This window comes from Caulobacter vibrioides OR37 (assembly GCF_000372645.1).
Lineage (GTDB): Bacteria > Pseudomonadota > Alphaproteobacteria > Caulobacterales > Caulobacteraceae > Caulobacter > Caulobacter vibrioides_E.
Genome location: NZ_APMP01000006.1, coordinates 1 through 24,336 on the forward strand (window position 1 = coordinate 1; position 24,336 = coordinate 24,336).

20 protein-coding genes and 1 pseudogene are annotated in these 24,336 nt (G+C 67.7%); 11 read left to right on the forward strand and 10 right to left on the reverse strand.

Annotated elements, in window-relative coordinates; translation table 11 throughout:
- Nucleotides 1–239: 239 nt before the first annotated feature.
- From OR37_RS06985 to gpmA, 3 genes and pseudogenes are all read right to left on the reverse strand, one after another.
- Nucleotides 240–1,506: pseudogene (locus OR37_RS06985) on the reverse strand (pentapeptide repeat-containing protein).
- Between the two features lie 97 nt (nucleotides 1,507–1,603).
- Nucleotides 1,604–2,863, reverse strand: a complete 1,260-nt coding sequence (locus OR37_RS06990) for a pentapeptide repeat-containing protein (protein WP_004617508.1) — start codon at nucleotides 2,861–2,863, stop codon at nucleotides 1,604–1,606.
- An 81-nt stretch (nucleotides 2,864–2,944) separates the two neighbouring features.
- Nucleotides 2,945–3,658, reverse strand: a complete 714-nt coding sequence (gene gpmA / locus OR37_RS06995) for a 2,3-diphosphoglycerate-dependent phosphoglycerate mutase (protein ID WP_004617510.1) — start codon at nucleotides 3,656–3,658, stop codon at nucleotides 2,945–2,947.
- Nucleotides 3,659–3,797: 139 nt separating this feature from the next.
- Here gpmA and OR37_RS07000 point away from each other — a divergent pair, with 139 nt between their 5' ends.
- From OR37_RS07000 to OR37_RS07025, 6 genes are all read left to right on the forward strand, one after another.
- Nucleotides 3,798–4,025 (forward strand): hypothetical protein, encoded by a 228-nt coding sequence (locus OR37_RS07000; protein WP_081612898.1) that lies wholly within the window; start codon nucleotides 3,798–3,800, stop codon nucleotides 4,023–4,025.
- Nucleotides 4,022–4,978, forward strand: coding sequence for a KpsF/GutQ family sugar-phosphate isomerase (locus OR37_RS07005; RefSeq protein ID WP_004617514.1), 957 nt, complete (start codon nucleotides 4,022–4,024; stop codon nucleotides 4,976–4,978). Before OR37_RS07000 ends, OR37_RS07005 begins: the two co-directional genes overlap by 4 nt.
- Nucleotides 4,979–5,078: 100 nt before the next feature.
- The gene (locus tag OR37_RS07010; RefSeq protein WP_004617516.1) at nucleotides 5,079–6,575 is read left to right on the forward strand and encodes a phosphomannomutase/phosphoglucomutase; all 1,497 of its coding nucleotides are present in this window, start codon (nucleotides 5,079–5,081) and stop codon (nucleotides 6,573–6,575) included.
- Between the two features lie 39 nt (nucleotides 6,576–6,614).
- Entirely contained in the window at nucleotides 6,615–7,052 is a 438-nt protein-coding gene (locus tag OR37_RS07015; protein WP_004617519.1) for an acetyltransferase, read from the forward strand.
- 45 nt (nucleotides 7,053–7,097) lie between these two features.
- Complete coding sequence (locus OR37_RS07020; protein ID WP_004617521.1) at nucleotides 7,098–8,387, forward strand: metal-dependent hydrolase family protein; 1,290 nt, start codon at nucleotides 7,098–7,100, stop codon at nucleotides 8,385–8,387.
- Between the two features lie 120 nt (nucleotides 8,388–8,507).
- A complete protein-coding gene (locus tag OR37_RS07025) occupies nucleotides 8,508–9,425 on the forward strand; it encodes a 5'-methylthioadenosine/S-adenosylhomocysteine nucleosidase (RefSeq protein ID WP_004617524.1) in 918 nt (305 codons plus the stop codon).
- Nucleotides 9,426–9,435: 10 nt separating this feature from the next.
- On the opposite strand, the gene upp is transcribed toward OR37_RS07025, so the two are convergent.
- Complete coding sequence (gene upp, locus OR37_RS07030) at nucleotides 9,436–10,065, reverse strand: uracil phosphoribosyltransferase (RefSeq protein ID WP_004617526.1); 630 nt, start codon at nucleotides 10,063–10,065, stop codon at nucleotides 9,436–9,438.
- 352 nt (nucleotides 10,066–10,417) lie between these two features.
- Here upp and OR37_RS07035 point away from each other — a divergent pair, with 352 nt between their 5' ends.
- From OR37_RS07035 to OR37_RS07055, 5 genes are all read left to right on the forward strand, one after another.
- The gene (locus tag OR37_RS07035; protein ID WP_004617527.1) at nucleotides 10,418–10,981 is read left to right on the forward strand and encodes an NUDIX hydrolase; all 564 of its coding nucleotides are present in this window, start codon (nucleotides 10,418–10,420) and stop codon (nucleotides 10,979–10,981) included.
- 79 nt (nucleotides 10,982–11,060) lie between these two features.
- Nucleotides 11,061–11,786: an endonuclease III domain-containing protein gene (locus tag OR37_RS07040; RefSeq protein ID WP_004617528.1), complete on the forward strand. Its 726-nt coding sequence runs from the start codon at nucleotides 11,061–11,063 to the stop codon at nucleotides 11,784–11,786.
- A 60-nt stretch (nucleotides 11,787–11,846) separates the two neighbouring features.
- The gene (locus OR37_RS07045; protein ID WP_004617531.1) at nucleotides 11,847–12,584 is read left to right on the forward strand and encodes a DUF72 domain-containing protein; all 738 of its coding nucleotides are present in this window, start codon (nucleotides 11,847–11,849) and stop codon (nucleotides 12,582–12,584) included.
- 129 nt (nucleotides 12,585–12,713) lie between these two features.
- Nucleotides 12,714–14,522, forward strand: a complete 1,809-nt coding sequence (locus OR37_RS07050) for an amidohydrolase family protein (RefSeq protein ID WP_004617533.1) — start codon at nucleotides 12,714–12,716, stop codon at nucleotides 14,520–14,522.
- Between the two features lie 127 nt (nucleotides 14,523–14,649).
- Nucleotides 14,650–17,694: a TonB-dependent receptor plug domain-containing protein gene (locus OR37_RS07055; RefSeq protein ID WP_004617535.1), complete on the forward strand. Its 3,045-nt coding sequence runs from the start codon at nucleotides 14,650–14,652 to the stop codon at nucleotides 17,692–17,694.
- Between the two features lie 42 nt (nucleotides 17,695–17,736).
- On the opposite strand, the gene OR37_RS07060 is transcribed toward OR37_RS07055, so the two are convergent.
- The 6 genes from OR37_RS07060 to OR37_RS07085 form a co-directional block, all read right to left on the reverse strand.
- Complete coding sequence (locus tag OR37_RS07060; RefSeq protein ID WP_004617538.1) at nucleotides 17,737–18,261, reverse strand: flavin reductase family protein; 525 nt, start codon at nucleotides 18,259–18,261, stop codon at nucleotides 17,737–17,739.
- Nucleotides 18,262–18,307: 46 nt separating this feature from the next.
- Nucleotides 18,308–19,333 carry a hypothetical protein gene (locus OR37_RS07065; protein ID WP_131368815.1) on the reverse strand — a complete coding sequence of 342 codons (1,026 nt, stop codon included), beginning with the start codon at nucleotides 19,331–19,333 and terminating at the stop codon, nucleotides 18,308–18,310.
- Nucleotides 19,219–20,139: a glycosyltransferase family 2 protein gene (locus OR37_RS07070; protein ID WP_004617542.1), complete on the reverse strand. Its 921-nt coding sequence runs from the start codon at nucleotides 20,137–20,139 to the stop codon at nucleotides 19,219–19,221. The genes OR37_RS07065 and OR37_RS07070 overlap by 115 nt, the downstream gene beginning before the upstream one ends.
- Complete coding sequence (locus tag OR37_RS07075; RefSeq protein ID WP_004617545.1) at nucleotides 20,139–21,290, reverse strand: GNAT family N-acetyltransferase; 1,152 nt, start codon at nucleotides 21,288–21,290, stop codon at nucleotides 20,139–20,141. Before OR37_RS07075 ends, OR37_RS07070 begins: the two co-directional genes overlap by 1 nt.
- Before the next feature lie 83 nt (nucleotides 21,291–21,373).
- Nucleotides 21,374–21,868: a GAF domain-containing protein gene (locus OR37_RS07080; RefSeq protein WP_004617548.1), complete on the reverse strand. Its 495-nt coding sequence runs from the start codon at nucleotides 21,866–21,868 to the stop codon at nucleotides 21,374–21,376.
- A 19-nt stretch (nucleotides 21,869–21,887) separates the two neighbouring features.
- On the reverse strand, nucleotides 21,888–24,245 hold the full coding sequence (locus OR37_RS07085) for a methyl-accepting chemotaxis protein (protein WP_004617550.1): 2,358 nt from the start codon (nucleotides 24,243–24,245) through the stop codon (nucleotides 21,888–21,890).
- Nucleotides 24,246–24,336 lie beyond the last annotated feature (91 nt).

Below are 24,336 nucleotides of genomic sequence, written 5' to 3' on the forward strand. Positions count from 1 at the left end.
CCTAGAGCCTTTTCCGCTCGAATGGAATCATTCGAGCGGAAAAATAAGGCTCTAAATCAAACATTTAGAGCGTGATAACCGCCGAAAACCGCTCACACTCTCGGCTATCACGCTCTAAGGCCGTCGCCGAACCCCATCTCCCCCAATCCCCACCGAACTTGGGCGGCGCGGCCTCGCGCCGCCCTTTTCGCATCGTTCAGCGCCGTGGCGGGCGGGAAGACGGATCTCCCGCCTTCGCGTCAGCCCGGCAGTGAGAAGTCCAGGCCTTGAACCTGGGTCAGGTCGACGTCCCGGAAACTGGCCTTGGCCACACGGGCGCCGGTGAAGTCCGAACCTCGCAGGTCCGCCCCGTCCAGCAAGGCCCCGCTGAGATCGGCCGCCTGGACCATCGCATAGCGCATCCGGACGCTTTGCAGACCGGTCTGGGTCTGACGCTCGGGTCCCAGCGGCAGGGGCGACAGGAAGGCTTGGCGAAGGTCGGCCTTGGTCAGGTTGGCGCCGGCCAGCCTGGCGCCGCGAAGGTCGGACCCCCCGCAGATTGGCCGCGCGCAGGTCGGCGTTCTGCAGATTGGCGCCCTGCAGCTGAGCGCCGGACAGATCCACCCCCACCATACAGGCGCCCCTGGCGCTCATGGCCGTCAGGCGCAGGCCTTTCAGCTTGTCGCCGAGGGGACGCAGATCCTGGCCGTCCAAACGCGCGACCGCGCCTTCCTTGCCGCCGGTTTGGCACCAGCGCTGGTTCGAAAGGCAGCGTTCATGAAGTTCCCGGGCCCTGGAAATCGCCTCGGGCGTGACCGAGCCCACCGCGCCGGCCATGCTGGCCCCGCTGACACGAGCCGTCGAGGTGTCGACGCCCGCCAGAACCGCGCCGGAAAGGTTCGCCCCCTCCAGATTGGCGCCCATCACATCGGCCCCTTCTAGGATAGCGCCGACCAGATTGGCTTCCTTGAGGTTCGCTCCGGACAGCTTCGCGCCCTTCAGCGAACAATCGCTGAAGTCAGCCTTGAACGCCGAGACGCCCTCGAAACGCGAGCCGTCGAGGGTGGCGCCGGAGAAGTTGGCCTCGTCCACCTCGCCCTGGCGAGCCTCGTGCCGCAAGGTGTCTAGGCCCCTGCGTGGGTGGGGAATGGCGATTTGACCTTCGCGAAAATCGGCCTGGGTCAGGTCGGCCTGGCCCAGGTTGGCGCCGCGCAGGCAGGCCCCGCGCAGATCGGCCCGCACAAGCGAGGCCTGGCGCAGGTCGCTCTTGCGCAGGTCACAGCCAAAAAGGCTCGCCCGGTCCAGCTTGGCGCGGACCATGCGACAGCCTTCGAGCAAGGACCCGGTCAGGTCCGCGTCGACCAGGTTTCGGAACGACAGATCTAGGCCCGACAACTGCATGAAGCGGAGCGTCGCCCGCTTGCCGCCCTGTTTGCCGGTAACGAATTTCTCGTGCGCCGTTACGATCATGTCGAGCTCGGCTTGGCTCAGGCGTCGCCGCCCAACCACGCTCTGCGCGGCGTTCATAACGATTTCCCCGTGGGTTTGTATTTTCAGCTAGGCGCACCCTAGGCGCCATGCACGAGCGAACCGTTAAGCCTGCGACGATTTGTCGCCAATTCACTCAGATAATGTCATCAAGTCCCCGAGCGCCCAGACGGATGGCGCCGGTCAGATCGATATCCCGCAGGTTGGCCCCGGTGAAGTTGGCGCGCGAGGCGTCCGCCCCGGTCAAGCGCGCCTGGCGCAGGTCGGCCCGAGCGAAATCGGCATTGGCCAGGATAGCGCCCGTCAGATCGGCCGGAAGCACGCGGTCCGCGGCGATCAGCAAGGGCCCCAACTGAACATCGCGCAGGTCGGAGCCCGTCAGCTTGGCCCCCTTCAGCCGCGCCCCGCGCAGGTCGGCCCGGCGCAGATTGCAGGCCCGCAGGTCCGCCCCTTCCAGTTGGGCGCCCTGCATCTGCACGCCCTCCATGTCGAGGCCGTAGAACACCGCCGACTTGGCCGAGAGCGCCGTCAGGTTGAAGCCTCGAATAGAGCGCAGATTACGCAGGTCGGCCTTGTCGAACACGGACGGCTTGCCCTCGACGCCGCCGGTCTCGATCCAGCGCGCGTGATCGGCGATCATCTGCTCATAGGGCATGTCGGACACGTCGGTGCCCGCCGGTTTGTCGGTCAGGGCGCCTTCGAGATTGGTGTCGTTGATGTTCCACGACATCGTCTTGGCGCCCACCAGAACGGTGTTGCGAAGGTCCGCCCCCGCCAGGTTGGCGCCCGAGAGGTCGGCGCCGGCTAGGTTCGCGCCGTTGAAATTGGCCTGTTTGAGATTGGCGCGCACCAGCTTGGCGTCCTTCAGGATCGCGTCGCTGAAGTCGGCCTTGGTGGCGACGATGCCGGAAAGCCGAGACCGTTCCAGGTTGGCGCCGGAAAGATTGGCCCCGCTGGCATAGGCTTCGCGCTGGGTCAGCTCGATCACGCGATAGCCTTCCTTGCGGTCGGCGGCGGCGATCGTGCCCTCGCGCAGATCGGCCTCGAACATGTCGGCGCCGGTCAGGTTGGCGCCGCGCAGGCTGGCGCCACGCAGATCGGCGCGGCGAAGACTGGCGTCGGACAGGTCGGCGCCCTGCATGTCCGCGCCGTAGAAATTGGCGTTGTCCAGCCGTGTCTTGCGTAGATCGCAGCCGACCAGCACCGCGCCGGTGAAATCGGCGTCACAGAGATTCCGGCCCGTCATGGACAGGCCGGAAATATCGCAGAAGGCGAAGACGGCGCGCGCCCCGCCGAGCCGCGCGGACCACAGGCGATCGTGCTTGGCGCAGATCACGTCAACGTCGTGCTGCGTCAGGCGCTTGTATTCCTGTGGTGTCGGCGAGGCGGCGCTCATGGCTCGCATGGTTCCCGGATCAGGCGGTAACCATGCGCAGAGCAAAATTAACGTCGTCTTTCCAACAAGTTCCGGCCAAGTTTAGCCGATGCTGGGGAGCGCCTCGGCCCGACTCTCGTCCAGATAGCGCGCGCCGACCGGCTTGAGCTGAGCGTCCAGTTCGATGACCAGCGGGTTGCCCGTGGGGATCTCGACGCCGACGATCTTGTCGCTCGGAACGTCGAACAGATGCTTGACGATGGCGCGCAGCGAATTGCCGTGCGCGGCGACCAGCACGGTCTTGCCCGCCTTGAGATGGGGGGCGATATCGCTTTCCCAGTAGGGCAGAACGCGCACCAGCGTGGTGGCCAGGCTTTCGGTCGCGGGCAGGTTCGCGCCCTTGTAGCGGCGATCCTTGGCGAAGTCGTACTCACCGCCCGGCGCCAGCGGCGGCGGCGGCACATCGTAGGAGCGGCGCCAGATGGTGACCTGCTCGGCGCCATGCTTCTCGGCCGTCTCGGCCTTGTTGAGGCCCGTCAGGCCGCCATAATGCCGCTCGTTCAGGCGCCAGTCCTTGGTCACCGGCACGAAGCTCTGCTTGGCCGCGTCGAGCGCCAGATTGCAGGTGCGGATCGCGCGGGTCTGGACCGAGGTGAAGGCCTGGTCGATCTCGAGGCCGGCCCGGGCGATCAGTTCGCCGCCCTTCCGGGCCTGGGCCTCGCCCTCGGCGGTCAGATCGACGTCGACCCAGCCCGTGAAGCGGTTTTCCAGGTTCCACTGGCTCTGGCCATGGCGGAGCAGGACGAGGGTCGGCATCGGGCTTCCTTCGATCGGTCGGGGAAATGTCAGGGCGGGCTAAGGCCGGACGGCGACAGCGTCAAGCGCCGAAGCCCCCGCGCCCCCTCCCCCTTGCCGCCGCCCGTGCTATAGGCGGGTCATGCCTGATCGCATTTTCATGCCGCTCCTGGGGCTGATCGCCGTGGCGCTGATCGCCTTCTCCCTCGTCTGGCCACAGGGCCAAGGCGACCGTTCCTGGGGTCCGTTCGGGCACACGCCCGTCCAGCAGACGCCCGAGATGAAGGCCGCGATCCAGCGCGAGAAGGACGCCGCGGCGCGCCGCGACGCGGCCGCGCGCAAGGCGATCGAGGACGCCGCCCAACCGCCGCCCCCGACGCCCCGATGAGCGCTTTCGACGCCGTCGCCCTGGGCCGTCGCGTTCTGAACACCGAGGCCGACGCCCTGCGCGCGCTGTCCGCGTCGCTGGACGAGACCTTCGTTCGAGCGGTCGAGACGATGTTCAACGCCAAGGGCCGCATCGTCTGCACGGGCATGGGCAAGTCCGGCCACGTGGCGCGCAAGATCGCCGCGACCCTGGCCTCGACCGGCGCGCCGGCGATGTTCGTCCATCCCGCCGAAGCCAGTCACGGCGACCTGGGCATGATCGGCCCCGACGACGTGGTGCTGGCCCTGTCGAAGTCCGGCGCCGGGCGCGAACTGGCCGACACCCTGGCCTACGCCAAGCGTTTCTCGATCCCGCTGATCGCCATGACCGCCGTGGCCGACAGTCCGCTGGGCCGCGCCGGCGACATCCTGCTGCTGCTGCCCGACGCGCCGGAAGCCACGGCGGAGGTCAACGCGCCGACCACGTCCACCACCTTGCAGATCGCGCTGGGCGACGCCCTGGCCGTGGCCCTGCTGGAACGTCGCGGGTTTACCGCCAGCGATTTCCGCGTCTTCCATCCGGGCGGCAAGCTGGGGGCGATGCTGCGCACCGTCGGCGACCTGATGCACGACAAGGCCGAGCTCCCGCTGGTCGCCGCCGAGGCGGCCATGCCCGACGCTCTGCTGGTGATGAGCGAAAAGCGCTTTGGCGCCGTGGGCGTGGTCGACGACGCGGGTCGCCTGTCCGGCCTGATCACCGATGGCGACCTGCGCCGTCACATGGACGGCCTGCTGACCCACACGGCCGGCGAGGTCATGACCCGCGGCCCGTTGACCATCGGCCCACAGGCCCTGGCGGCCGAGGCGCTGAAGCTGATGAACGAGCGCCGCGTCACGGTGCTGTTCGTGGTCGAGGATGCGCGTCCGGTCGGCATTGTGCACGTTCATGATCTGCTGCGCGCCGGCGTGATCTAGATCACAGTCGTTATTTACCGAACTTTGTCATGTGAACACGCTAGCCGTCCGCCCGGGAGACGGCTAAAGCGCCTTTATCATCATTGAAGCGAGCCTTTCGATGTTCTCCGCGCCGCGCGCCGACCTCGTTGCGAATACAGCTGCTTACGAAAACGAACCGCTGGTCAAGCCGACGGGCTTTCGCGAGTACGACGCACGCTGGCTGTTCGGCCCGGAGATCAATCTGCTGGGCGTCCAGGCCCTGGGCCTAGGCCTTGGGACCTATATCCACGAACTGGGCCAGTCGAAGATCGTGGTCGGTCACGATTTCCGCTCGTACTCGACCTCGATCAAGAACGCCTTGATCCTGGGCCTGATCAGCGCCGGCTGCGAGGTGCACGACATCGGCCTGGCCTTGTCGCCCACCGCCTATTTCGCCCAGTTCGACCTCGATATCCCCTGCGTGGCGATGGTGACCGCCAGCCATAACGAGAACGGCTGGACCGGCGTGAAGATGGGCGCGCAGAAGCCGCTGACCTTCGGCCCCGACGAGATGAGCCGCTTGAAGGACATCGTGCTGAACGCCAAGTTCGTCGAGCGCAACGGCGGCAAGCTGATCCGCGTGGCCGGCGAGGCCCAGCGCTATATCGACGACGTCGCCAAGCGGGCCAGCGTCACCCGCCCGCTGAAGGTCATCGCCGCCTGCGGCAACGGCACGGCCGGCGCCTTCGTGGTCGAGGCCCTGAAGAAGATGGGCGTTGCCGAGGTCGTGCCGATGGACACCGACCTCGACTTCACCTTCCCGAAGTACAATCCCAACCCTGAAGACGCCGAGATGCTGCACGCGATGGCCCACGCCGTGCACGAAACCGAGGCGGACCTGGCTTTCGGCTTCGATGGGGACGGCGACCGCTGCGGCGTGGTCGACGACGAGGGCGAGGAGATCTTCGCCGACAAGATCGGCCTGATGCTGGCCCGGGATCTGGCCCCGCTGCACCCCGGCGCGACCTTCGTGGTCGATGTGAAGTCGACCGGCCTCTACGCCACCGACCCGATCCTGGCCGCCCACGGCTGCAAGGTCATCTACTGGAAGACGGGCCACAGCTACATCAAGCGCAAGAGCGCCGAACTGGGCGCCCTGGCCGGCTTCGAGAAGAGCGGCCACTTCTTCATGAACGGCGAGCTGGGCTACGGCTACGACTGCGGCCTGACCGCCGCGGCCGCCATCCTGGCCATGCTGGACCGTAATCCGGGGCTGAAGCTGTCGGACATGCGCAAGGCCCTACCCGTGGCCTTCACCTCGCTGACCATGAGCCCGCATTGCGACGACGAGAAGAAGTACGGCGTCGTCGCCGACGTGGTGAAGGAATACGAGGACCTGTTCGCGGCCGGCGGCTCGATCCTGGGCCGCAAGATCACCGAGGTGATCACCGTCAACGGCGTCCGCGTCCACCTGGAAGACGGCTCGTGGGTGCTGGTCCGAGCCTCGTCGAACAAGCCCGAGATCGTGGTGGTGGTCGAAAGCACCCAGTCCGAGGACGACATGCGCGCCCTCTTCCGCCAGGAAGTGAAACCCCGCCTCGGCGACCGCGTCGGCAAGTACAATCAGGAGATCTGATCGCGACGGCCGGGGCCGGCGCGGTCTATCATCGCCGCCATGATCAAGCTCCGCCCCTCGCGTCCCGAGGATGGTCCCCGCGTCGTCCAGATCTGGGCCGCCGCCGTCGACGCCACCCACGACTTCCTGACGCCCGAGGACCGCGCCGCGATCGGACGCGAGGTCGAGGCCTTCCTGCCGTCGGCCCCGCTGACCCTGGCCGTCGACGACCGTGATCGCGCCATCGGCTTCATGCTGATCGACGGCGGCCACATGGAGGCGCTGTTCATCGATCCCGAGCATCGCGGGGCCGGCGTCGGGGCGATCCTGATCGACTACGCCCTGGCCGTTCACCCCGTGCTGACCACCGACGTCAACGAGCAGAACGCCCAGGCGGTCGGCTTCTACGAGCATATGGGTTTCGAGCGTATCGGCTGGTCGGCGACCGACGGCCAGGGTCGACCCTATCCGCTGATCCATCTGCGCTTTGGCGTCTGAGGCGGTTTTCGGCTTAGCTGACGACGTCCCTTCGCGAGTCGTCCCATGCGCCGTCTTCTCACCGCCCTCGCCCTGCTGCTGAGCCCCGGCCTGGCCTTCGCCGCGCCGCCGATCCTGCTCAAGCCCGCCAAGGTCTGGACCGCCGAGACGGCCGATCCGCCGCATGAAGGCTGGGCCGTGCTGGTCAAGAACGACAGGATCGCGGCCGTCGGTCCGGCGGCCCAAGTGGCGTCGCAAGCCGACGCGATTGGCGCGGAGATCGTCGACCTGCCGGGCGCCACGCTGATCCCGGGCCTGATGGACCTGCACAGCCATCTCTTCCTGCACCCTTATAACGAGACGTCGTGGGACGATCAGGTGCTGAAGGAGACGCCGACCTATCGGACGCTTCGCGCGGCGGTGCAGGCCAAGGCCACCCTGGAGGCGGGCTTCACCACGCTGCGCGACCTCGGCACCGAAGGCGTCGGCGCGGCCGATGCGCCGCTGAAGAAGGCGATCAATGACGGGCTCATTCCAGGCCCTCGCCTGTTCGTGGCCACGCGCGCCATCGTCGCCACCGGGGCCTATGGACCGGCGCGGCGCAACTACAATCCCGAGGCCGATCTGCCCCAGGGCGCCCAGGAAGCCAGCGGCGTTCCCGAGGTCATCAAGGCCGCCCGCGAACAGGCCGCCGCCGGCGCCGACTGGATCAAGGTCTATGCCGACTACCGCACGGGCCCGGATGGCTCGACCCAGCCGACGTTCAGCCTCGAGGAACTGAAGGCCATCGTCGAGACCGCCCATTCCGGCGGCCGCCCCGTCTCGGCCCACGCCTCCAGCGACGAGGGGATGCGCCGGGCCGTCCTGGCGGGGGTCGACACGATCGAGCACGGCTATGGCGGCGGCGAAGCCACCTTCAAGCTGATGGCCCAGAAGGGCGTCGTCTTCTTCCCGACCCTGACGGCGGTCGAGAGCACCTCGACCTATTTCGGCGGCTACGTTCCGGGCAAGAGCGAGCCGACCACGGCGATGAAGAACGCCGATCGCGCCTTCAAGCTGGCGGTGAAGAGCGGCGTCACCATCGGCATGGGCAGCGATGTCGGCGTCTTCAGGCACGGCGACAACGCGCGCGAGATCGTCTGGCTGGTCCGCGAAGGCATGAGCCCGGTCCAGGCCCTGCTGGCCGCCACCGCCGTCGACGCCAAGGTCATCGGCCACGCCGCCGATCTGGGCCAGTTGAAACCCGGCTATCTGGCCGACATCGTCGCCGTGAAGGGCGACCCGACCCAGGCGATCGAAGCCGTCCGCGACGTCGTCTTCGTGATGAAGGGCGGCCAAGTGTATCGGCGTCCCTGATCAATCGCATCGCCTCGTCATCGGTCAAACTCGCCCGAAGCATCTCGCCGCCGTTCGTTCCTCTTGGGCAAGCGGCCGACGACCGCTAAGCAGGCGGGACTTGTCGTCCTGGGAGCTTCCATGCGTCTGCCCGCCCTCGCCCTGGCCTTGCTGGCCCTGCTCGTCTCTCCCGCCGTCGTCGCGCCGGCCTGGGCCCAGCGCCTGGACGAGACCCCGCGCGTCGCGGTGATGTCCGCCTTCCCGCCCGAAATCGGCGCGCTGAACACCGCGACCAGCCAGCAGAAGACCTTCGAGATCAACGGCGTGCGCTTCACGACCGGAACGCTGGAGGGCAAGCCCGTGGTCGTGTTCCTGAGCGGCGTCTCGATGGTCAACGCGGCGATGACGACCCAGATGGCCCTGGACCGCTTCAACATCACCCGCATCGTCTTCTCCGGTATCGCCGGCGATGTCGACGAGGGCCTCGACATCGGCGACGTGGTGGTGGCCGATCAGTGGGCCCAGAACCTGGAAAGCGCCTTCGCGCGCGAGAGCGACAAGGGTTTCGAGGTGTCCGCCAGCATCCGCAACAGCGACCTGGCCAATTTCGGAATGATCTATCCGCGCGCGATCCTGCTGCCGGGCGCTGATCTTTCCAAGCCGGCCCGCGTCTGGTTCCCGGCGGACCCGGCGATGCTGGACATCGCCCGCAAGGTCGCCGCCGAGGTGGCGCTGCAGCGCTGCGTCGCCGACAAGTGCCTGGCCCATCCGCCCAAGGTGGTCGTGGGCGGCAACGGCGTCTCGGCCCCGGTGTTCCTCGACAACGCCGCCTACCGCAAGTACCTGCGCGCCACGTTCCAGGCGCGCCTGGTCGACATGGAGAGCGCCGCCGTCGCTCACGTGGCCCTGGTCAACAAGACGCCATTCGTGGTGTTCCGCAGCCTGTCGGACCTGGCGGGCGGCGGCGCGGGGGCCAACGAGATGCACACCTTCATGGCCCTGGCGTCCGACAATTCCGCGACGGTGGTGAAGGCTTTCGTGAAGGCGCTGCCGAACTAAAGAGCCGCGCCTATCGCGTCCCGAAGGTTCGATCCCCGGCGTCTCCCAGGCCCGGTACGATGTAGCCGTGGTCGTTCAGCGTTTCGTCGATGGCCGCCGTCCAGATCGGCACGTCCGGATGCGCCGCGCGCAGAGCGTCCACGCCCTGGCGCGCGGCCAGCAGGCAGACGAAGCGAAGATTGGTGACGCCGTGATGCTTCAGGCGCGCGATCGCCGCGATCGCCGAGTGGCCGGTGGCCAGCATCGGATCGACCACGATGACCAGGCGGTCGGTGATGTCCTCGGGAGCCTTGAAATAGTACTCGATCGCCTCCAGCGTCTCATGGTCGCGATAGAGGCCGATGTGAGCCACGCGGGCTGAGGGGACCAGGTCCAGCATCCCCTCGCACATGCCGAGGCCCGCGCGCAGGATCGGGGCGAAGACCAGCTTCTTGCCGGCGATCTCGTAGGCTGTCGTGGGCGCGACGGGGGTCTCGATCTCGACCTTTTCCATCGGCAGGTCGCGGGTCACCTCGTAACAAATCAGGGTGGCGACCTCTCGCATCAGGGCGCGGAAGGTCTTTGTCGAGGTCGCCTTGTCTCGCATCTTGGTCAGCTTGTGCTGGACGAGCGGATGGCCGACGACGGTGACCTGGGTCATGGGAGCGCCTTGCGAGGACAGTGACCCCAAGCTCCTAAAACCTGCCGGGTTCGGATGGAACCGTCTAAGCGACGTAAGGGGCTCTATATTCAAGCCGTTGGAGCGTTCGCGCGACCAGGCCAGGCGCCGCCGCGCCTTCCAAGCGGAGATCGCTGACGGTTTTCGCGCTGTTCTTCTCCACGCACTTAGGTATTTCAGGCTCGACGACTCACGCGATCGCGAGCGCTATTGTCGCCGCTCGCGTCGCGCGGGCCTCGGCGATGCGCCGCCGCGTAGCCAAGACCATCGTAACCGCCAGAACCGCCGCCCGCCATCGGCCGCGCGGTCCGACGACCTCAGGGTTTGAGATGAAGTGACCGATACGAGCGGGGTCAAAGGAGCTGGACGCAAGTCCGGCGGCAAGCGTCGCCAAGTCGCCGCCCTGCCCTGGCGCGGCGAGGGCGAGGCGCTGCGCATTCTGCTCGTCTCCTCCCGCGAGACCCGCCGATGGGTGATCCCCAAGGGCTGGCCGATGAAGGACAAGACCGACTTCCAGGCCGCCGCCACCGAGGCCTATGAGGAAGCCGGCCTGGACGGGATCATCGGCGAACAGTCGATCGGCGAATACGAATACCTGAAGAAGCTCAAGAACGGCATGGCGCGGCTGGTCAAGGTCGACGTCTATCCGCTCCAGGTGACGGGCGAACGCGAGGCCTGGCCGGAGCAGGGTCAACGCACGCTGCGATGGATGCCGCCGGTCGAGGCCGCTCTGGCCGTCCAGGAGCCGGCCCTGCGCGACCTGATCGTCCGCTTCGCCGGAACGACGCTCCCCGAGGAGGAATGCCCGGCCCCGGCCAAGGCCCCCACCCCGGTCCGCGTGGCCTTCGACCGTCTGCGTCGCCGCGTGACGGCGCTCTGGGGACGCTATCCGCGATAGAGGCGCGCGGGCGCCTGTGGACAAAGCCGCTCGCCGCGCATAATGTTCCCATTATGTTCTCGCGTGGCGGATTTTCCCGATGCAGCTGTCCCTAGGCCTGGCCCGGTCGCCGCTGGAAAGCGTGCGCGACGCGCTGCTGTGCGAGTTCGGTCCGCAGCGGCCAGTCGCGCGGATGGATCCGATCTCGCAATTGGTGAAGTCGTCGATCAGCGGTCGCACCCAGGACGCCGTCTCGTGGAGCGCCTTTCTGCGCCTGAGAGCCGAGTTCAAGGCCTGGGAAGACCTGGCCCGCGCTCCCGTCGCCCGCGTGGCGCGGATCATCGACGACGTGACCTTCCCCGGCGACAAGGCTCGCCATCTGACCACCGCCCTGAAGATGATCGAGGCCAAGGTCGGCTGGCTGTCATTGAACCACCTGAAGGCCCTGACCGTGGACGAGGCCCGCTGGGAATTGCAGGTGCTGCCCGGCGTGGGCGTCAAGGTCGCCGCGTGCGTGCTGAACTTCAGCGACCTGGCCATGCGGTCCCTGGTCGTCGACACCCATGTCCACCGAGTCGCCCGCCGCATCGGCCTGGTGGGCGCGGGCGACACGACCCACGCCTATCACACGCTGATGGACATGGCGCCGCCTAGCTGGACCGCCGACGACCTCTTCGAACTGCACTGGCTGCTGAAGCGTGGCCTGGGCCAGATGCTGTGCCCGCGCGAGGCTCCCAAGTGCGGGGCCTGTCCCGTCAAGGCGATGTGCGCCAAGACCGGCGTGGGCCACAGCGCCGACGTCCTGGCCTGGCGACCACGGGGCTGACCGCCCTCTCCGGCCTGAAGGCGTCCAGCAACGGAAGCTAGAATCGCGCGCTGAAGCAGGATGACCATCTACATCGGCACGGCCGGTTGGAGCTTTCCTCGCGACCTGGACTTTCCGGTCGAGGGCAGCGGACTGGCGCGCTACGCGACGCGGTTCGACGCCGTCGAGATCAACTCGTCCTTTTACCGGCCGCATCAGCGCAAGACCTATCAGCGTTGGGCCGCCAGCACGCCGCCCGGCTTTCGGTTCGCGGTGAAGGTCCCTCGCGCGATCACCCACGAACGGCGACTGATCGCGGTCGATGAACCCTTGGCGCGCTTCCTGGACGAAACCGAGGGCCTCGGCGACAAGCGCGGCCCCCTGCTGATCCAGTTGCCTCCCAGTCTGCGGTTCGAGGCCGAGCCGGTGAAAGCCTTCCTGAAGACCTGGCGAGCACACGGCGACGCGCCGACGGTGCTGGAGCCGCGGCACCCCAGCTGGTTCGCGCCGGAGGCCGAGCGGCTGCTGGCGAGAGCCCGGATCGCGCGCGTCGCCGCCGATCCCGCCGTGGTTCCGGCGGCGGCCGAGCCTGGCGGTTGGTCTGGTCTCATCTACCGACGCTGGCACGGCGCGCCGACGATCTACGAGAGCGCCTATACCCCAGCGGCGCTGGAAGACGCGGCCGCCCGCTTGCGCCATGAAATGACCACGGCCGACACTTGGTGCATATTCGACAATACTAAGTTCGGCGCGGCGACACGCGATGGCCTGGCGTTGATCGAGCGCCTGCGCGCGAGCGCATCCGACGCCGCGATATGAGAAGCCGCTCTCGTTCCCGATGCCGGCCGGCGCGATCCGCCTTTGAAAAAAGTCATCCGCCAACCGGCGGAAATCGCGATCTCGCCCGTCGGTCTTGGAAACAGGTATCGGCACGTCGGGGAACGCACCATGATGAAACCCACCCTCAAGTCCGTTCTAATGGCCACCGCGCTGGCAGGAACCTTGGGTCTGGCCGGCGTGGGCATCGCCCAAGCGGCCAAGGCCGGCGACGGCGAGGTGGTGGCGATCGTGGGCGCGACCGTCTTCGACGCGACGGGGGCGGCGCCGCATCTGGCCAATGTCGTGATCCGCGACGGCCGCATCGCCGAGGTCGGCCCGACCGTGAAGGCCCCACGCGGCGCGAAGGTGATCGACGCCAAGGGCGAGGCGCTGCTTCCAGGCTTCTTCGACCTGCACACCCACTGGACCCCGTCAGGCGTTCCGGGAACCACGCCGCAGATCGCCACGGCCTATGTCTCGTCGGGCGTCACCACGGTCAGCGACTTCAACGCCGCGCCGGAATCCTTCGCGCCCCGCCGCCAGTGGCTGTCGACCCTGGTCGCGCCGCACGTCAACTTCGCCGCCCGGATGAGCACGCCCGGCGGCCACGGCGCCGACTGGGCCGACACCGCGACCACCAAGTGGGTCAATACGCCCGAGGCCGCCCGCGCGGCGGTCAAGTCGCTGATCCCCTACAAGCCCGACCTGATCAAGGCCTTCACCGACGGTTGGCGCTATGGCGTCGCGCCGGACAACACCAGCATGGACGAGTGGACTCTGACCGCCCTGGTCGACGAGGCCCACAAGAACAATCTGAAGGTCTTCACCCACACCGTCACCGTAGATCGCGGCGAGGTCGCCGGCCGCTCCAAGGTCGATGTGATCACCCACAGCCTGCAGGATCGCCGGCTGGACGCCGAGGCCGTCGAGATTATCAAGGCCGGCGGCACGTCGGACACGCCCACCCTGGCGGTCTACGAGCCGGTCAAGCCGGGGCAGCCGCCGCGCGATCCGGACGAGAACCCGAACGTCAAACAGAGCTTCAAGAAATTCGACAACGCCCTGCACAACGCCAAGATGCTGCATGACGCTGGCGTGACGATCGCGCTGGGCACCGACGCCGGGATGCCCGGCACGCCGCACGGCGCGTCGACCCTGCACGAGATGGAGCTGATGGTCCGCGCCGGCCTGACGCCGACCGACGCCCTGATGGCCGGCACGGCCTTCAGCGCCAAGGTCATCAACCTGCTGTCGGATCGCGGCACCATCGAGGTCGGCAAGCGCGCCGACCTGGTGCTGATCAAGGGCGAGCCCTGGAAAACCATCAGCGACGTGCGCAAGACCGATCGCGTCCTGATCGACGGAAAGCTGGTCTACGGCCCCGGCGCGCCGGCTCTGACGGCCAACCAGGCGACGACCATGCCCTCGATCCCGGCCAAGGCCCAGATCGACGATTTCGAGCGCGCCGATGGCCGCTCCAGCCTCGACACCCTGCGCACCGACGACCCGGACGGCGGCCTGGACCGCACGGTCGAGATCAGCCAGGTGATCACGCGCGGCGAGCAAGGCCACGCCCTGTCGATCAGCGCCCGCATGTCGATGAAGCCCAAGCCCTATGCCGGGGTGATCATTCCGCTTACCCGCGGCTCGATCCAGCCGGTCGACGCTCGCGCCTTCAAGGGCGTGCGTTTCGAGGTGCGCGGCGACGGCGATTACGCCCTGGGCGTCAGCACGGCTGGCGGTCGCTGGTCCGCGCCGTTCTCGGCCGGTCAGGCCTGGAAGACGGTCGAGATCCCGTTCACGGCCCTGAAGCCCGCCAGCGAGCGCGGCGGCAAGAGCGAATGGACTGGCTCGGACCTGACCGAGGTCGAGTTCATGGGCGGTCGAAAGGGCGGCGAGAAAATCTGGATGGAAGTCGACAACGTCACTTTCTACTGAGCCGGAAGCGGCCGGCGCGCGGCGTCAAGATCGCGCCCGGCTGATTCCAGGGAAGACGCGGCCAAGGTCGGCCGGTTGCATCGAAGGCTCGCTCTTGGGGGGCGGGTTCAAGAAGAGGGGAACTCTAATGACTAAGACACGCGCGCTGCGCGCCGCCATGCTGGCCACCTCGGCGCTGTGCGCCGCCTGGGCCAGCCAAGCCGCTGCCCAACAAGCCGCCACGCCCGAAAGCACCGTCGAGGAGATCGTGGTTGTCGGCTCGCGCATCGAAGGCGCCAAGGCCACGGCCGCCCTGCCGGTGACGGTCGTCGATTCCAAGCAACTGGAAACGGTCGCCGCCAATTCGGGCGATGAGCTGTTCCGCGCCATCCCGCAGATGGGCGACGTCAACTACAACAGCAGCTACATTCCGGGCAGCAGCAACTCGGCCCGCGGCGACATCGGTTCGGTGAACCTGCGCAATCTGGGTTCGGGCAATACCCTGGTGCTGCTGAACGGCCGCCGCGTCGTGACCCACCCGACCAGCCAGGCCGACGGCACCAGCCTGGTCCCGACCATCACCTATAACACCAACGCCATCCCGACCACGGGCCTGCAACGCCTGGAAGTCCTGCGCGACGGCGCCGCCGCCATCTACGGCACCGACGCGGTGGCCGGCGTGGTCAACACCGTGCTGAAGGACAACTTCAACGGCGCCGACGTCTCGGCGCAATACGGCCACGCCCAGGGCACGCACCTGAAGGAATACGAATTCAACGGCTTGTTCGGGAAGAACTTCGACCGCGGCAACGTCACCGTCTTCGTCAACTACGACCACCGCACCGAGCTGAACTCGCTCGACCAGAGCTACACCGCCTCGGCCGACAAGCGTCCGCTGTTCGACGGCACCAGCTTCGCCGGCGCGGGCAGCCTGGACAATCGGGTCACCACCACGCCCTGGGGCAGCTTCACGGCGTCCGGCGCGGTCCGCGCCAACGGCGTCCTGATCACCAGCGCGGCCGGCGCCTTCCACATCCAGCCGACGACCAACAACGGCAGCCAGATCGCCGTCGGCCCGGGCATCAGCATCCAGTCGGGCGCGCCCGCGACCTCGGGCGATGATCGCAACCTGCGCTACGACGCCGCCGCCACCGGCACGTCGATCATGCCGGAGCTGAAGCGCATTAACGTCTTCTCGACCGGCCACTACGACCTGACCGACACCATCACGGCCTTCGGCGAGGTCGGCGTCTATCGCGCCAAGACCCGCGCCTACCAGGCGCCGAACAACACGACCTCGGCCCAGGTGCTGACGGCCCCGGCGTCGAACTACTGGAATCCCTTCGGCGCGGCGACCTTCGCCAACGGCACGGCCAATCCCAACCGTCTGGCCGGCACCACCGCGCCCGCCACGGGCCTCTCGGTCAACCTGACCAGCTACGACTTCGTCGATGTCGGCAAGCAGCAGGTGGACGTCACCAACAACGAGACCCGCTTCCTGGGCGGTCTGCGCGGCAAGGTCGCCGGCTGGAAGTGGGAGTCGGCGCTGCTGTACTCGCGCGCCTCGGTCAAGGACGTGTCCGACGGCATCAGCGCCACGGCCCTGGCCAAGCAGCTGGCCCTGTCGACGCCGGACGCCTACAACCCGTTCAACGGCGGCACGCTGGCCAATCCCAGCGTCGGCGACGCCACGCCCAGCAGCCAGGCGGCGATCAACGCCATCAAGATCAAGACCACGCGCTATAGCACCAGCTCGCTGGCCTCGTGGGACTTCCGCGTTTCGCGCCCGGATCTGTTCCACCTGCCCGGCGGCGATGTCGGCGTGGCGGCGGGCGTCGAGTGGCGTCGCGAGACCCAGCATGACGACCGCGACGCCCACGTCGACGGCACGATCACCTACACCAACCCGGTCACCGGCCTCGTCTATGGTTCGGACCTGATCGGCACCAGCCCCTCGCCCGACACCAAGGGTTCGCGCAAGGTCAGCTCCGCCTATGTCGAGTTCGCCATCCCGGTGATCTCGCCGGAAATGGGCATCCCCCTGGTGCGCAACGTGGAACTGCAACTGGCCGGTCGCGCCGAGGACTACAGCGACGTCGGCTCGGTGGCCAAGCCCAAGGTCGCCATGGCCTGGGACGTGGTCGACGGCTTCCGCCTGCGCGGTTCGTGGGCCCAGGGCTTCAAGGCCCCGAACCTGGAGCAGATCAACGCTTCGGTCATCAGCCGCGCCAACACCCGCACCGACTATATCCGATGCGAAGCCGACCTGCGCGCCGGCCGGATCACCAGCTTCAGCAACTGCACCCGCTCGCTCAGCGTCACGGCCCAGCGCGCCGGCAACCCCGACCTGAAGCCGGAAGACTCCGAGACCATGGGCTTTGGCTTCGTGTTCGAGCCGAAGTTCATTCCGTCCGACTACGGCAACTTCACCCTCACCGTCGACTATTGGCGCGTGAAGCAGAAGGGCATCGTCGGCCTGTTCGGCGAGGGCAACGCCCTGATCCTCGACTACCTGCTGCGCCAGAGCGGCTCCAGCAACCCGAACGTCGTGCGCGCCGCTCCGACGGCCGACGACGTCGCCGCCTTCGCGGGCACGGGCCTCGCTCCGGTCGGCACGGTGCAGTACGTCAAGGATCAGTACGTCAACACCCTGCCGCAGGAAGCTCGCGGCGTGGACATCGGCCTGATGTGGCGTAAGCACGGCACGCGCTTTGGCGATTTCGACGTGTCGGTCAACGGCGCCAACCTGCTGAAGTTCTATCAGCAGCCCTCGCCGCAGATCGCGCAGCTGCTGGCCGCGCGTTCGGCCGGTCAGATCAACGCCGGCACCAACATCACCGGCGGCGGCAGCTACATCCGCTACAACGGCAAGCCCGACTGGAAGTGGACCGCTTCGGCGACCTGGCGCCTCGACCATCTCACGGTCGGCGCGTTCACCCAGTACATCTCGGACGTGAACGACACGAGCCTGCTGGACTCGGCCGGCACGCCTTGGGTGGTCAAGTCCCAGGCCACCGTCAACATCTACGGCCAGTATGAGTTCAGCCAGGGCTGGGCCCAGCGCACCTATCTGAAGCTGGGCGTGAAGAACCTGTTCGACAAGGATCCGGCGCTGTCGTCGAACGGCTACATGGCCTCGGTGTACCAGCCCTACGGCCGGTACTACTACGCCAGCATCCGAAAGACGTTCTAAGCGTTTCTGGCCCGCGCTCTCCCTGGGGAGCGCGGGCTTCCCTTATTCGGTCTCGACATGGACCCGGCGGAAACGTCCCTGGAGATAGACCAGGGGTTCGTGATCCGGGTCGTAGCGCAGCTTCACCACCCGCCCGACATAGACGCGATGATCGCCGGCGTCGAAGGCGTGGTGGGTCTCGCACTCGAAATTGGCCATGCAGTTGGGCAGGATCGGCGCGCCCGTGCGCCAGGTCTCGGTCTCGATGCCGGCGAAGCGGTCGATATCCTTGCGCACGAACTGACGCGCCAAGGCCTGATGCTCGGCGTGCAGCACATTGACCGCCCAGCGTCCGGCCGCGTCCAGAGCCGGCAGGCTAGCCGACTTGAGGTCGACACAGACCAACGCCAGAGGCGGGTCGAGGGACACCGAGGTGAAGGAATTGGCCGTCAGCCCGACCTTGCGTCCATCCTCGCCCACGGTGGTGATCACCGTCACCCCGGTCGTGAAGCAACCAAACGCGTTGCGCAGAGCCCGGGCGTCGTGATCGCCGCCCTCCCCTAATTCGATCGTGACCGCCTTGCTCATCGAGCCAGCAGTAAGCCCCTTCCCCTTCGCGGGAAAGGGGTTCCCGTCAAGGCTCGACCAGCACGCCCGGCCGGCTGGCGTCCAGCCCGAACGTCGTCGGCAGATGGCGCACATGCGGCGTTTGCAGGCCCAGGGCCTTGGCGCCGCGCGCCACGGCCAGCTTGCCCAGAGCGGCGGGACCGAAACCCTCTTGGATCCGCGGCTTGGCGCCCAGACGCCGGCGCAACACGCCGTTGGCGTAGATGACATTGGCCCGCATCAAGGCCGGCGGCGTCATGAACTCGATCGAGATCGAGACATTCAGCATCGGGCCATTCTCGATCCGATGCGGGGCGTTCTGCTTCCAGGTGACCATGTCGCCCGGCGTCAGTTCGACCATCTGGGCGCCCTGATCCCATTCCGGCTCGAAGGCGAATTGCTCGGCGGTCTCGCGCAGCACGATCCGCTCAAGGGCCTGGTCGCCGACATAGGGGTCGGCCACCGGATAGACCCAGACCTTCTTGCGCCCCCGTAGCTGCCAGAGCGACACCAGCGGCACGTCCAAATGGTAGAAGACCTGGGCGTTGGCGCTGGAGATCAGCATGCCAAGATCGCGCTTAAAGGTTCTCAGGCCCGGAACGCTCGCTTCCTTGTCCGCGAAGATCTCCTGGCAGAGGGCGGCGTATTCGGGCACGTGGTCGTTGGTCTGGCGAAGGTTCAGCCAGATGCGGCCGCTCTTGGCCGCGTCCAGCAGTTGGTCGCCGGTCAGGGTCCCCGCCGAGCCCTTGCGCCAGGTCGTCCAGGCCTTGGGGTCCTCGCCCATGGTGAAGACGCCCAGCTTGTCGCGCGGGTAGAGATCCAGAAGGCGCGCCAAGCCCTCGTCGTCGAACATCGGACGCTCATGCAGCGCGTGCTTGAACATCAGAGTCTCGCGGCCGAAGGCCTTGGCCTTGTCCGCCGTCCAGTCGGTGATCACGCTCACGCGGTCCTCCCGTAGAATTGGATCTTGAAGGGGCCCCACCAGAAGGTCTTGCCCAGCCCCCGCGCGGCGCGGTCCAGCCACTCGGCCCGGTCCTTCGCGCGGGTCAGCCACTTGAACCCGGCCATCGCGCCGAACAGCGTGGCCTGGACGACCCCGATCGCCATCCACCGGGCCACCCCGAGGCGGTCCGGCGGCGTGGCGGCGGCGCAGTGCGAACTGGGCCCTTGTCCATAAGCAAAGGCGCGCGCGATCGTGTAGGAGAGGCTGAGGCGCGAGGGGACCGGATCTTCCCAGACCCAGGCCGCTGGCTCCCAGGCGAAGCGCGCGCCGGCCGCGCCCATGTGGCCGAACAGCATGTCGTCCTCACCGCCAATGTGATTGCGCTCGGCGGCGAACGGCGAGACGGGATCCGGCAAGGCCGCGCGACGGATCAGGCTGTCGCCGCAGCCGTAATGCCGGTCCAGGATCCCGGCTTCCGCTGGTCCCTCGCGCGAGAAGAAGCGCTCCAGATAGTCGCGGTGCTCGACGATCTGGGCCGGCGCGCGGGCCTTGACCGGGCCGAACACCACGTCGGCGTCGAAGCGGTCCTGGGCGGCAAGCAGCGCGGCCAGCCAACCGGCCGGAGCCTCCTCGTCGTCGTCCAGGAAGGCGATCAGGTCGCCGGACGCCTTGGCCATGCCGGCGTTGCGAGCATTGGCCACGCCGGCCTTGGGCTCGTGGACATAGATCAGCGGAAACGGCGCGTTCTTGGCCAGATCCTCGGCCACGGGGCGCGCCGAGGGGACCTGGTCGTTGTCGACGATCACCAGTTCCAGCGTCGCGGGATCGACGCCGACCTGCCCGAACACCGAACGCGCCGCCACGGCCAGGCCGTCGGGACGTCGCTGAGTCGGGATCATGATCGTCACGCGCGCCATCAGGCCTCCGAGAGCTCTCCGCTTCGACGCTGGGTCCGGGAGGCGACGGCCTCGACGAACTCGCGCACGCGACCGCCCATGGTCAGTTCGGTGCTGGCGATGGCGTCCATCCGGCGGCGCAGACGACCGACGGCCCCTTCGCCCCGGGCGCCGGCCAGGCTCCAGACATTCTCGACCGACATCGCCATGCGCCCGCCCAGGCCAGCGGCCGTGGCGCCCCCCTCGCCGATCGAGATCGTGTTCAGGGCGTAGGCGCGCTTATAATGGTCATGGCCCGGACCCAGATCATAGCGGGTCAGCCCCATCTCCGGCATGGCGGCGATGGCGCGCAGGAAGAAGATCTGCCCCGGCGACCAGGCGGCGTGTTCGGGGTTCGTCGAGGCGATCCACGGGTGGTAGGTCTGGCCTTGTCGGACGCCGAAATGACCCGCCACCAGGGTGTCGCCCGCATAGAGGCCGATCATCAGGCCGCGCATCGCCCCCTCGCGGGTCTGGAACAGGTCGGCCATCAGCTCGCGGGTCCAGTCGGCGCGCAGATAGTCGTGGCCGCCCGTGCGGATCAACTGTTCCCGCTTCCAGTCGATCAGCAGATTGAAACTCTCGCGCGAGATATCGCCGGCCACCAGACGAACGGGACCCACCTCGCGGTCCAACTTGTTGTCGAGACGGCGGTAGTTCTTGATCTTCTTGGGGCTATCCGCGCGAACCGCCTCAAGATAGCGCTCGACGTCCGTTTCGCGCAGGTCGATCACATAGGCCGCGCGCTCGGCGGTAGGGGCGGCCGCGAAGACGCCGTTCGGATCCAGCAGGCCGGTGTATCGAAATAGACGCACGTCGGCGGCGCGAAGCACGTCGCCAATCTTCAATCCCGCTTCGGGACGGCTGACCAGGCCGTGATAGTCGGACAGCGGAGAGCCGATCGGCCGCGCCAGGCCGCCCGGGCGGCGGTGATAGGCCAGGAAGCCCACGGCTTCGCCATCCTGCCGGACCACGGCGACACGCGCGTCTTCCCGAACCTTTCCAACGGCTTGCGCGAAGTCAGGCCCCAGCAAGGGATTGGTGAAAGCCGGCTGCGAAGCGGCCAGCCCCCGCCAGACCGCCACGTCGATGGGGGCCAGCAGGCTGGGATGAAGGGTCTCGACGTCCAGCATATCCACCTGTCCTACTCCGGCTCGGGTTAGGGAAAGATGGACCTTTCACTGCAATCCCCGCGCCAAAGGCGGGACGCCTTTGGCTACCCGAAAGTCGCCTTCAGGATGGTCTCCAGCCACCGCTGATCGGTGTCGTCAAAGGCGGCGGGCTTGTCGGAATCGACGTCGAACACGGCGATCAGCTGGCCGTCCGCGTCGTGGACCGGCACGACGATCTCGCTCTGGGAACGACCGTCGCAAGCGATGTGTCCCGGAAAGGCGTGCACGTCCGGGACGAGCTGAGTCTCGCCGCTAGCCGCCGCCGCGCCGCAGACGCCGCGCCCGTAGGCGATGCGCAGGCAGCCCAGCGTGCCCTGGTAAGGCCCGACCACCAGCTCACGCGGCTTCAGCGGATCGACGATATAGAAGCCGGTCCAGAAGTAGTGGTCGAAGCTGTTCGCCAGCATCGAAGTCACCGTCGCCATGCGCGCGGTGAGGTTGGGCTCGCCGTCCAGCACGGCGGCGATCTCGTCGGCGACCTCCGCATAACGGGTCGCCTTGTCGGCGGAGAGGGTGATGTCGTTGAACGCTTCGGCCATGGCCCGGATATAGCGCGCCCTAGAACTCCTGCCACTCCCCCGGACGCGAGCTAGGTTCGACCTTCAGCGCGTTGGCGCCTTGGACATAACGCTGGCGGAAGCTTTCGCGGGTCGGGGCGGCGGTCGGTCGCGCGGTCGAGGGCGCCGGAGCCGCCGGACGCGGGGCGCGGGGCGTGGGCATCTGGCGAACCTCCGCGCCGACCTGGAAGCGGCCGATCAGCTGTTCCAGCTCGGCCGCCTCGACCGAGAGGGCGTGACTGGCGGCGGTCGATTGCTCGACCATGGCGGCGTTCTGCTGGGTGACCTGGTCCATCTGGTTCACGGCCTGGTTCACCTCGGCCAGACCCACGGCCTGCTCCTTGGCAGAAGCGGCGATCTCGCCGACCAGTTCGTTGATCTCGGCCACCTGGACCAGGATCTGCTCCAGGGTTTCCCCCGTCTCTCCGACCAGACGCACGCCCTTGCCGACCTCGGCCGACGAGGCGCTGATCAGGCCCTTGATCTCCTTGGCCGCGTCGGCCGAGCGCTGGGCCAGCCCCCGGACCTCCTGGGCGACCACGGCGAAGCCGCGGCCCGCGTCGCCGGCGCGCGCGGCCTCGACCCCGGCATTGAGGGCCAGCAGGTTGGTCTGGAACGCGATCTCGTCGATGACGCCGATGATCTGGGTGATCGACCGCGAGGACTTCTCGATCCCGCCCATCGCCTGAACGGCCTCCTTGACCACCACGCCGCTACGTTCGGCGGCGGCCTTGGCGCTGAGCGTGACCTGGCGCGCGCGTTCGGCGCCTTCCGAGCTGCGCTTGACCGTGGCGGTGATCTGGTCGAGGGCGGCGGCGGTCTGTTCCAGGCCGGCGGCCTGCCGTTCGGTCCGCCTCGAGAGATCGTCGGCGGCGGCGCTGATCTCGGCGCAACCGCCGCGGATGCTGCGGGCGGCGCTGAGGATGCCGGCCATCGTGGCCTGCAGGCTTTCGACGGCGGCGTTGAAGTCGCGCGGCATCTTGGCCGCCTCGCCTTGGAAACCATCCTCGCGCATCCGCCAGATCAAGTCGCCGTCGGCGAGACGCTCCATGCCCTCGCCCAGGGTGGCGACGGCGCGCGCCTGGGCGCGGGCGAAGGCCTCGGCCTCCTCGGCGTGCTTCTGGCGCTCGCGCTCGGCGACGGCGCGCTCGGCCTCCTGCTCGGCCCGGCGGCGCTGGCCGTCGGCCAGATCGTGGCGGAAGCCGTCGAGCGCGCGGGCGATGGCTCCGATCTCGTCGCCGCCGTCGATGCCAGGCACGGGCTCGTCGTAGCGGCCGGCGCTCAGCCGATCGACGCTGCGGGTCAGGCCCGTCAGCGGCTTCTTGACCAGCGCGGCGCTGGCGAAGAACAGCGCGGCCAGCACGGCCGCGGTGATCACCAGCCCGCCAACGAACAGGATCTTGGCCAGACGGTCGGCTGGACCGGTGATCGCCGCGACCGGCACGTCCATGACCAGGGCCCAGGTGGTGTTCAAGGCCGGCATCGGCACGGGACGGATGATGCGCGCCATCGGGACGCCGTTGTCGACCACGCCTTGGACCTCGACCGCCTCGCCGCCCGCCAGGACGCCTTGCAGTTGATCGGCGCCGACATCGACATAGGGCTTCATGCGCTTGGCCGGGTCGGGATGGGCCAGCCACTTGCCTGTCGAGGACAGCAGCATCACGTGGCCGCCGCCCAGCGGCTTCAGACCCGAGAGTTCGCGAGAAATGCTGTCCAGGGCCATGTCCAGGCCCGCCACGCCGATGAACTTGCCATGCGAGAACACGGGATAGACCACGGAGGTCATCAGCACGGACTTGCCGGCCACGTCGTAGGGATAGGGCTCGACGACGGCGGCCTTACCCGTCTGCTTGGGAACGGCGTAGTAGGGCTCGGCATATTCGTTGCCCTGGTCCAGCGGCTGAAAGATCACCTTGCCGCCGTCGTGCACCCAGTAGGGCGAGAAGTTTCCGGCCTTGTTGGCGCCGAGAGCCGTATTGCCCGCCATCTCGGCGTCCTTGCCGTCAAAGGCGTTGGGCTCGGCCATGAACCAGCTGCCCAGCACCATGTCAGAGGACTCCGCGTTCGGCTTCAGCATCCCGATCACGGTGGCGCGGTCGACCATGCCGCTTTCGTGCGCCGCCCCGATCGAGACGGCCATGGACCGCACGGTCGACTGCACCTTGCCCAGGTCGGCCTGAACGCTCTGAATCGCGTCGTCGGCGACCGCCCCCGCATAGCGGTTGGTCAGGCCCGAAACGATAGCGCTGGTGTGGGACGACACGGCCACGGCCGCCGCGATCAACATCAGACCAATCGCGAGCCCGGCCACCAGGATCAATTTCCAGGCGATGGTCAAACGACGGAACGCTGTCATCTAGGAGAATCTCCGGCCGCGACTATGGCTTTGACCATCTCTCGCGCCCGAATCCTAAACTCCGCGTTAACCATACCGATCGCTCGAGCGA

Coding starts and splice junctions, on each gene's coding strand:
- OR37_RS06990 (WP_004617508.1), bottom strand. CDS start 2,863: ATGAGCGCCGCCTCGCCGACACCACAGGAATACAAGCGCCTGACGCAG.
- gpmA (WP_004617510.1), bottom strand. CDS start 3,658: ATGCCGACCCTCGTCCTGCTCCGCCATGGCCAGAGCCAGTGGAACCTG.
- OR37_RS07000 (WP_081612898.1), top strand. CDS start 3,798: ATGCCGCTCCTGGGGCTGATCGCCGTGGCGCTGATCGCCTTCTCCCTC.
- OR37_RS07005 (WP_004617514.1), top strand. CDS start 4,022: ATGAGCGCTTTCGACGCCGTCGCCCTGGGCCGTCGCGTTCTGAACACC.
- OR37_RS07010 (WP_004617516.1), top strand. CDS start 5,079: ATGTTCTCCGCGCCGCGCGCCGACCTCGTTGCGAATACAGCTGCTTAC.
- OR37_RS07015 (WP_004617519.1), top strand. CDS start 6,615: ATGATCAAGCTCCGCCCCTCGCGTCCCGAGGATGGTCCCCGCGTCGTC.
- OR37_RS07020 (WP_004617521.1), top strand. CDS start 7,098: ATGCGCCGTCTTCTCACCGCCCTCGCCCTGCTGCTGAGCCCCGGCCTG.
- OR37_RS07025 (WP_004617524.1), top strand. CDS start 8,508: ATGCGTCTGCCCGCCCTCGCCCTGGCCTTGCTGGCCCTGCTCGTCTCT.
- upp (WP_004617526.1), bottom strand. CDS start 10,065: ATGACCCAGGTCACCGTCGTCGGCCATCCGCTCGTCCAGCACAAGCTG.
- OR37_RS07040 (WP_004617528.1), top strand. CDS start 11,061: ATGCAGCTGTCCCTAGGCCTGGCCCGGTCGCCGCTGGAAAGCGTGCGC.
- OR37_RS07045 (WP_004617531.1), top strand. CDS start 11,847: ATGACCATCTACATCGGCACGGCCGGTTGGAGCTTTCCTCGCGACCTG.
- OR37_RS07050 (WP_004617533.1), top strand. CDS start 12,714: ATGATGAAACCCACCCTCAAGTCCGTTCTAATGGCCACCGCGCTGGCA.
- OR37_RS07055 (WP_004617535.1), top strand. CDS start 14,650: ATGACTAAGACACGCGCGCTGCGCGCCGCCATGCTGGCCACCTCGGCG.
- OR37_RS07060 (WP_004617538.1), bottom strand. CDS start 18,261: ATGAGCAAGGCGGTCACGATCGAATTAGGGGAGGGCGGCGATCACGAC.
- OR37_RS07070 (WP_004617542.1), bottom strand. CDS start 20,139: ATGGCGCGCGTGACGATCATGATCCCGACTCAGCGACGTCCCGACGGC.
- OR37_RS07075 (WP_004617545.1), bottom strand. CDS start 21,290: ATGCTGGACGTCGAGACCCTTCATCCCAGCCTGCTGGCCCCCATCGAC.
- OR37_RS07080 (WP_004617548.1), bottom strand. CDS start 21,868: ATGGCCGAAGCGTTCAACGACATCACCCTCTCCGCCGACAAGGCGACC.
- OR37_RS07085 (WP_004617550.1), bottom strand. CDS start 24,245: ATGACAGCGTTCCGTCGTTTGACCATCGCCTGGAAATTGATCCTGGTG.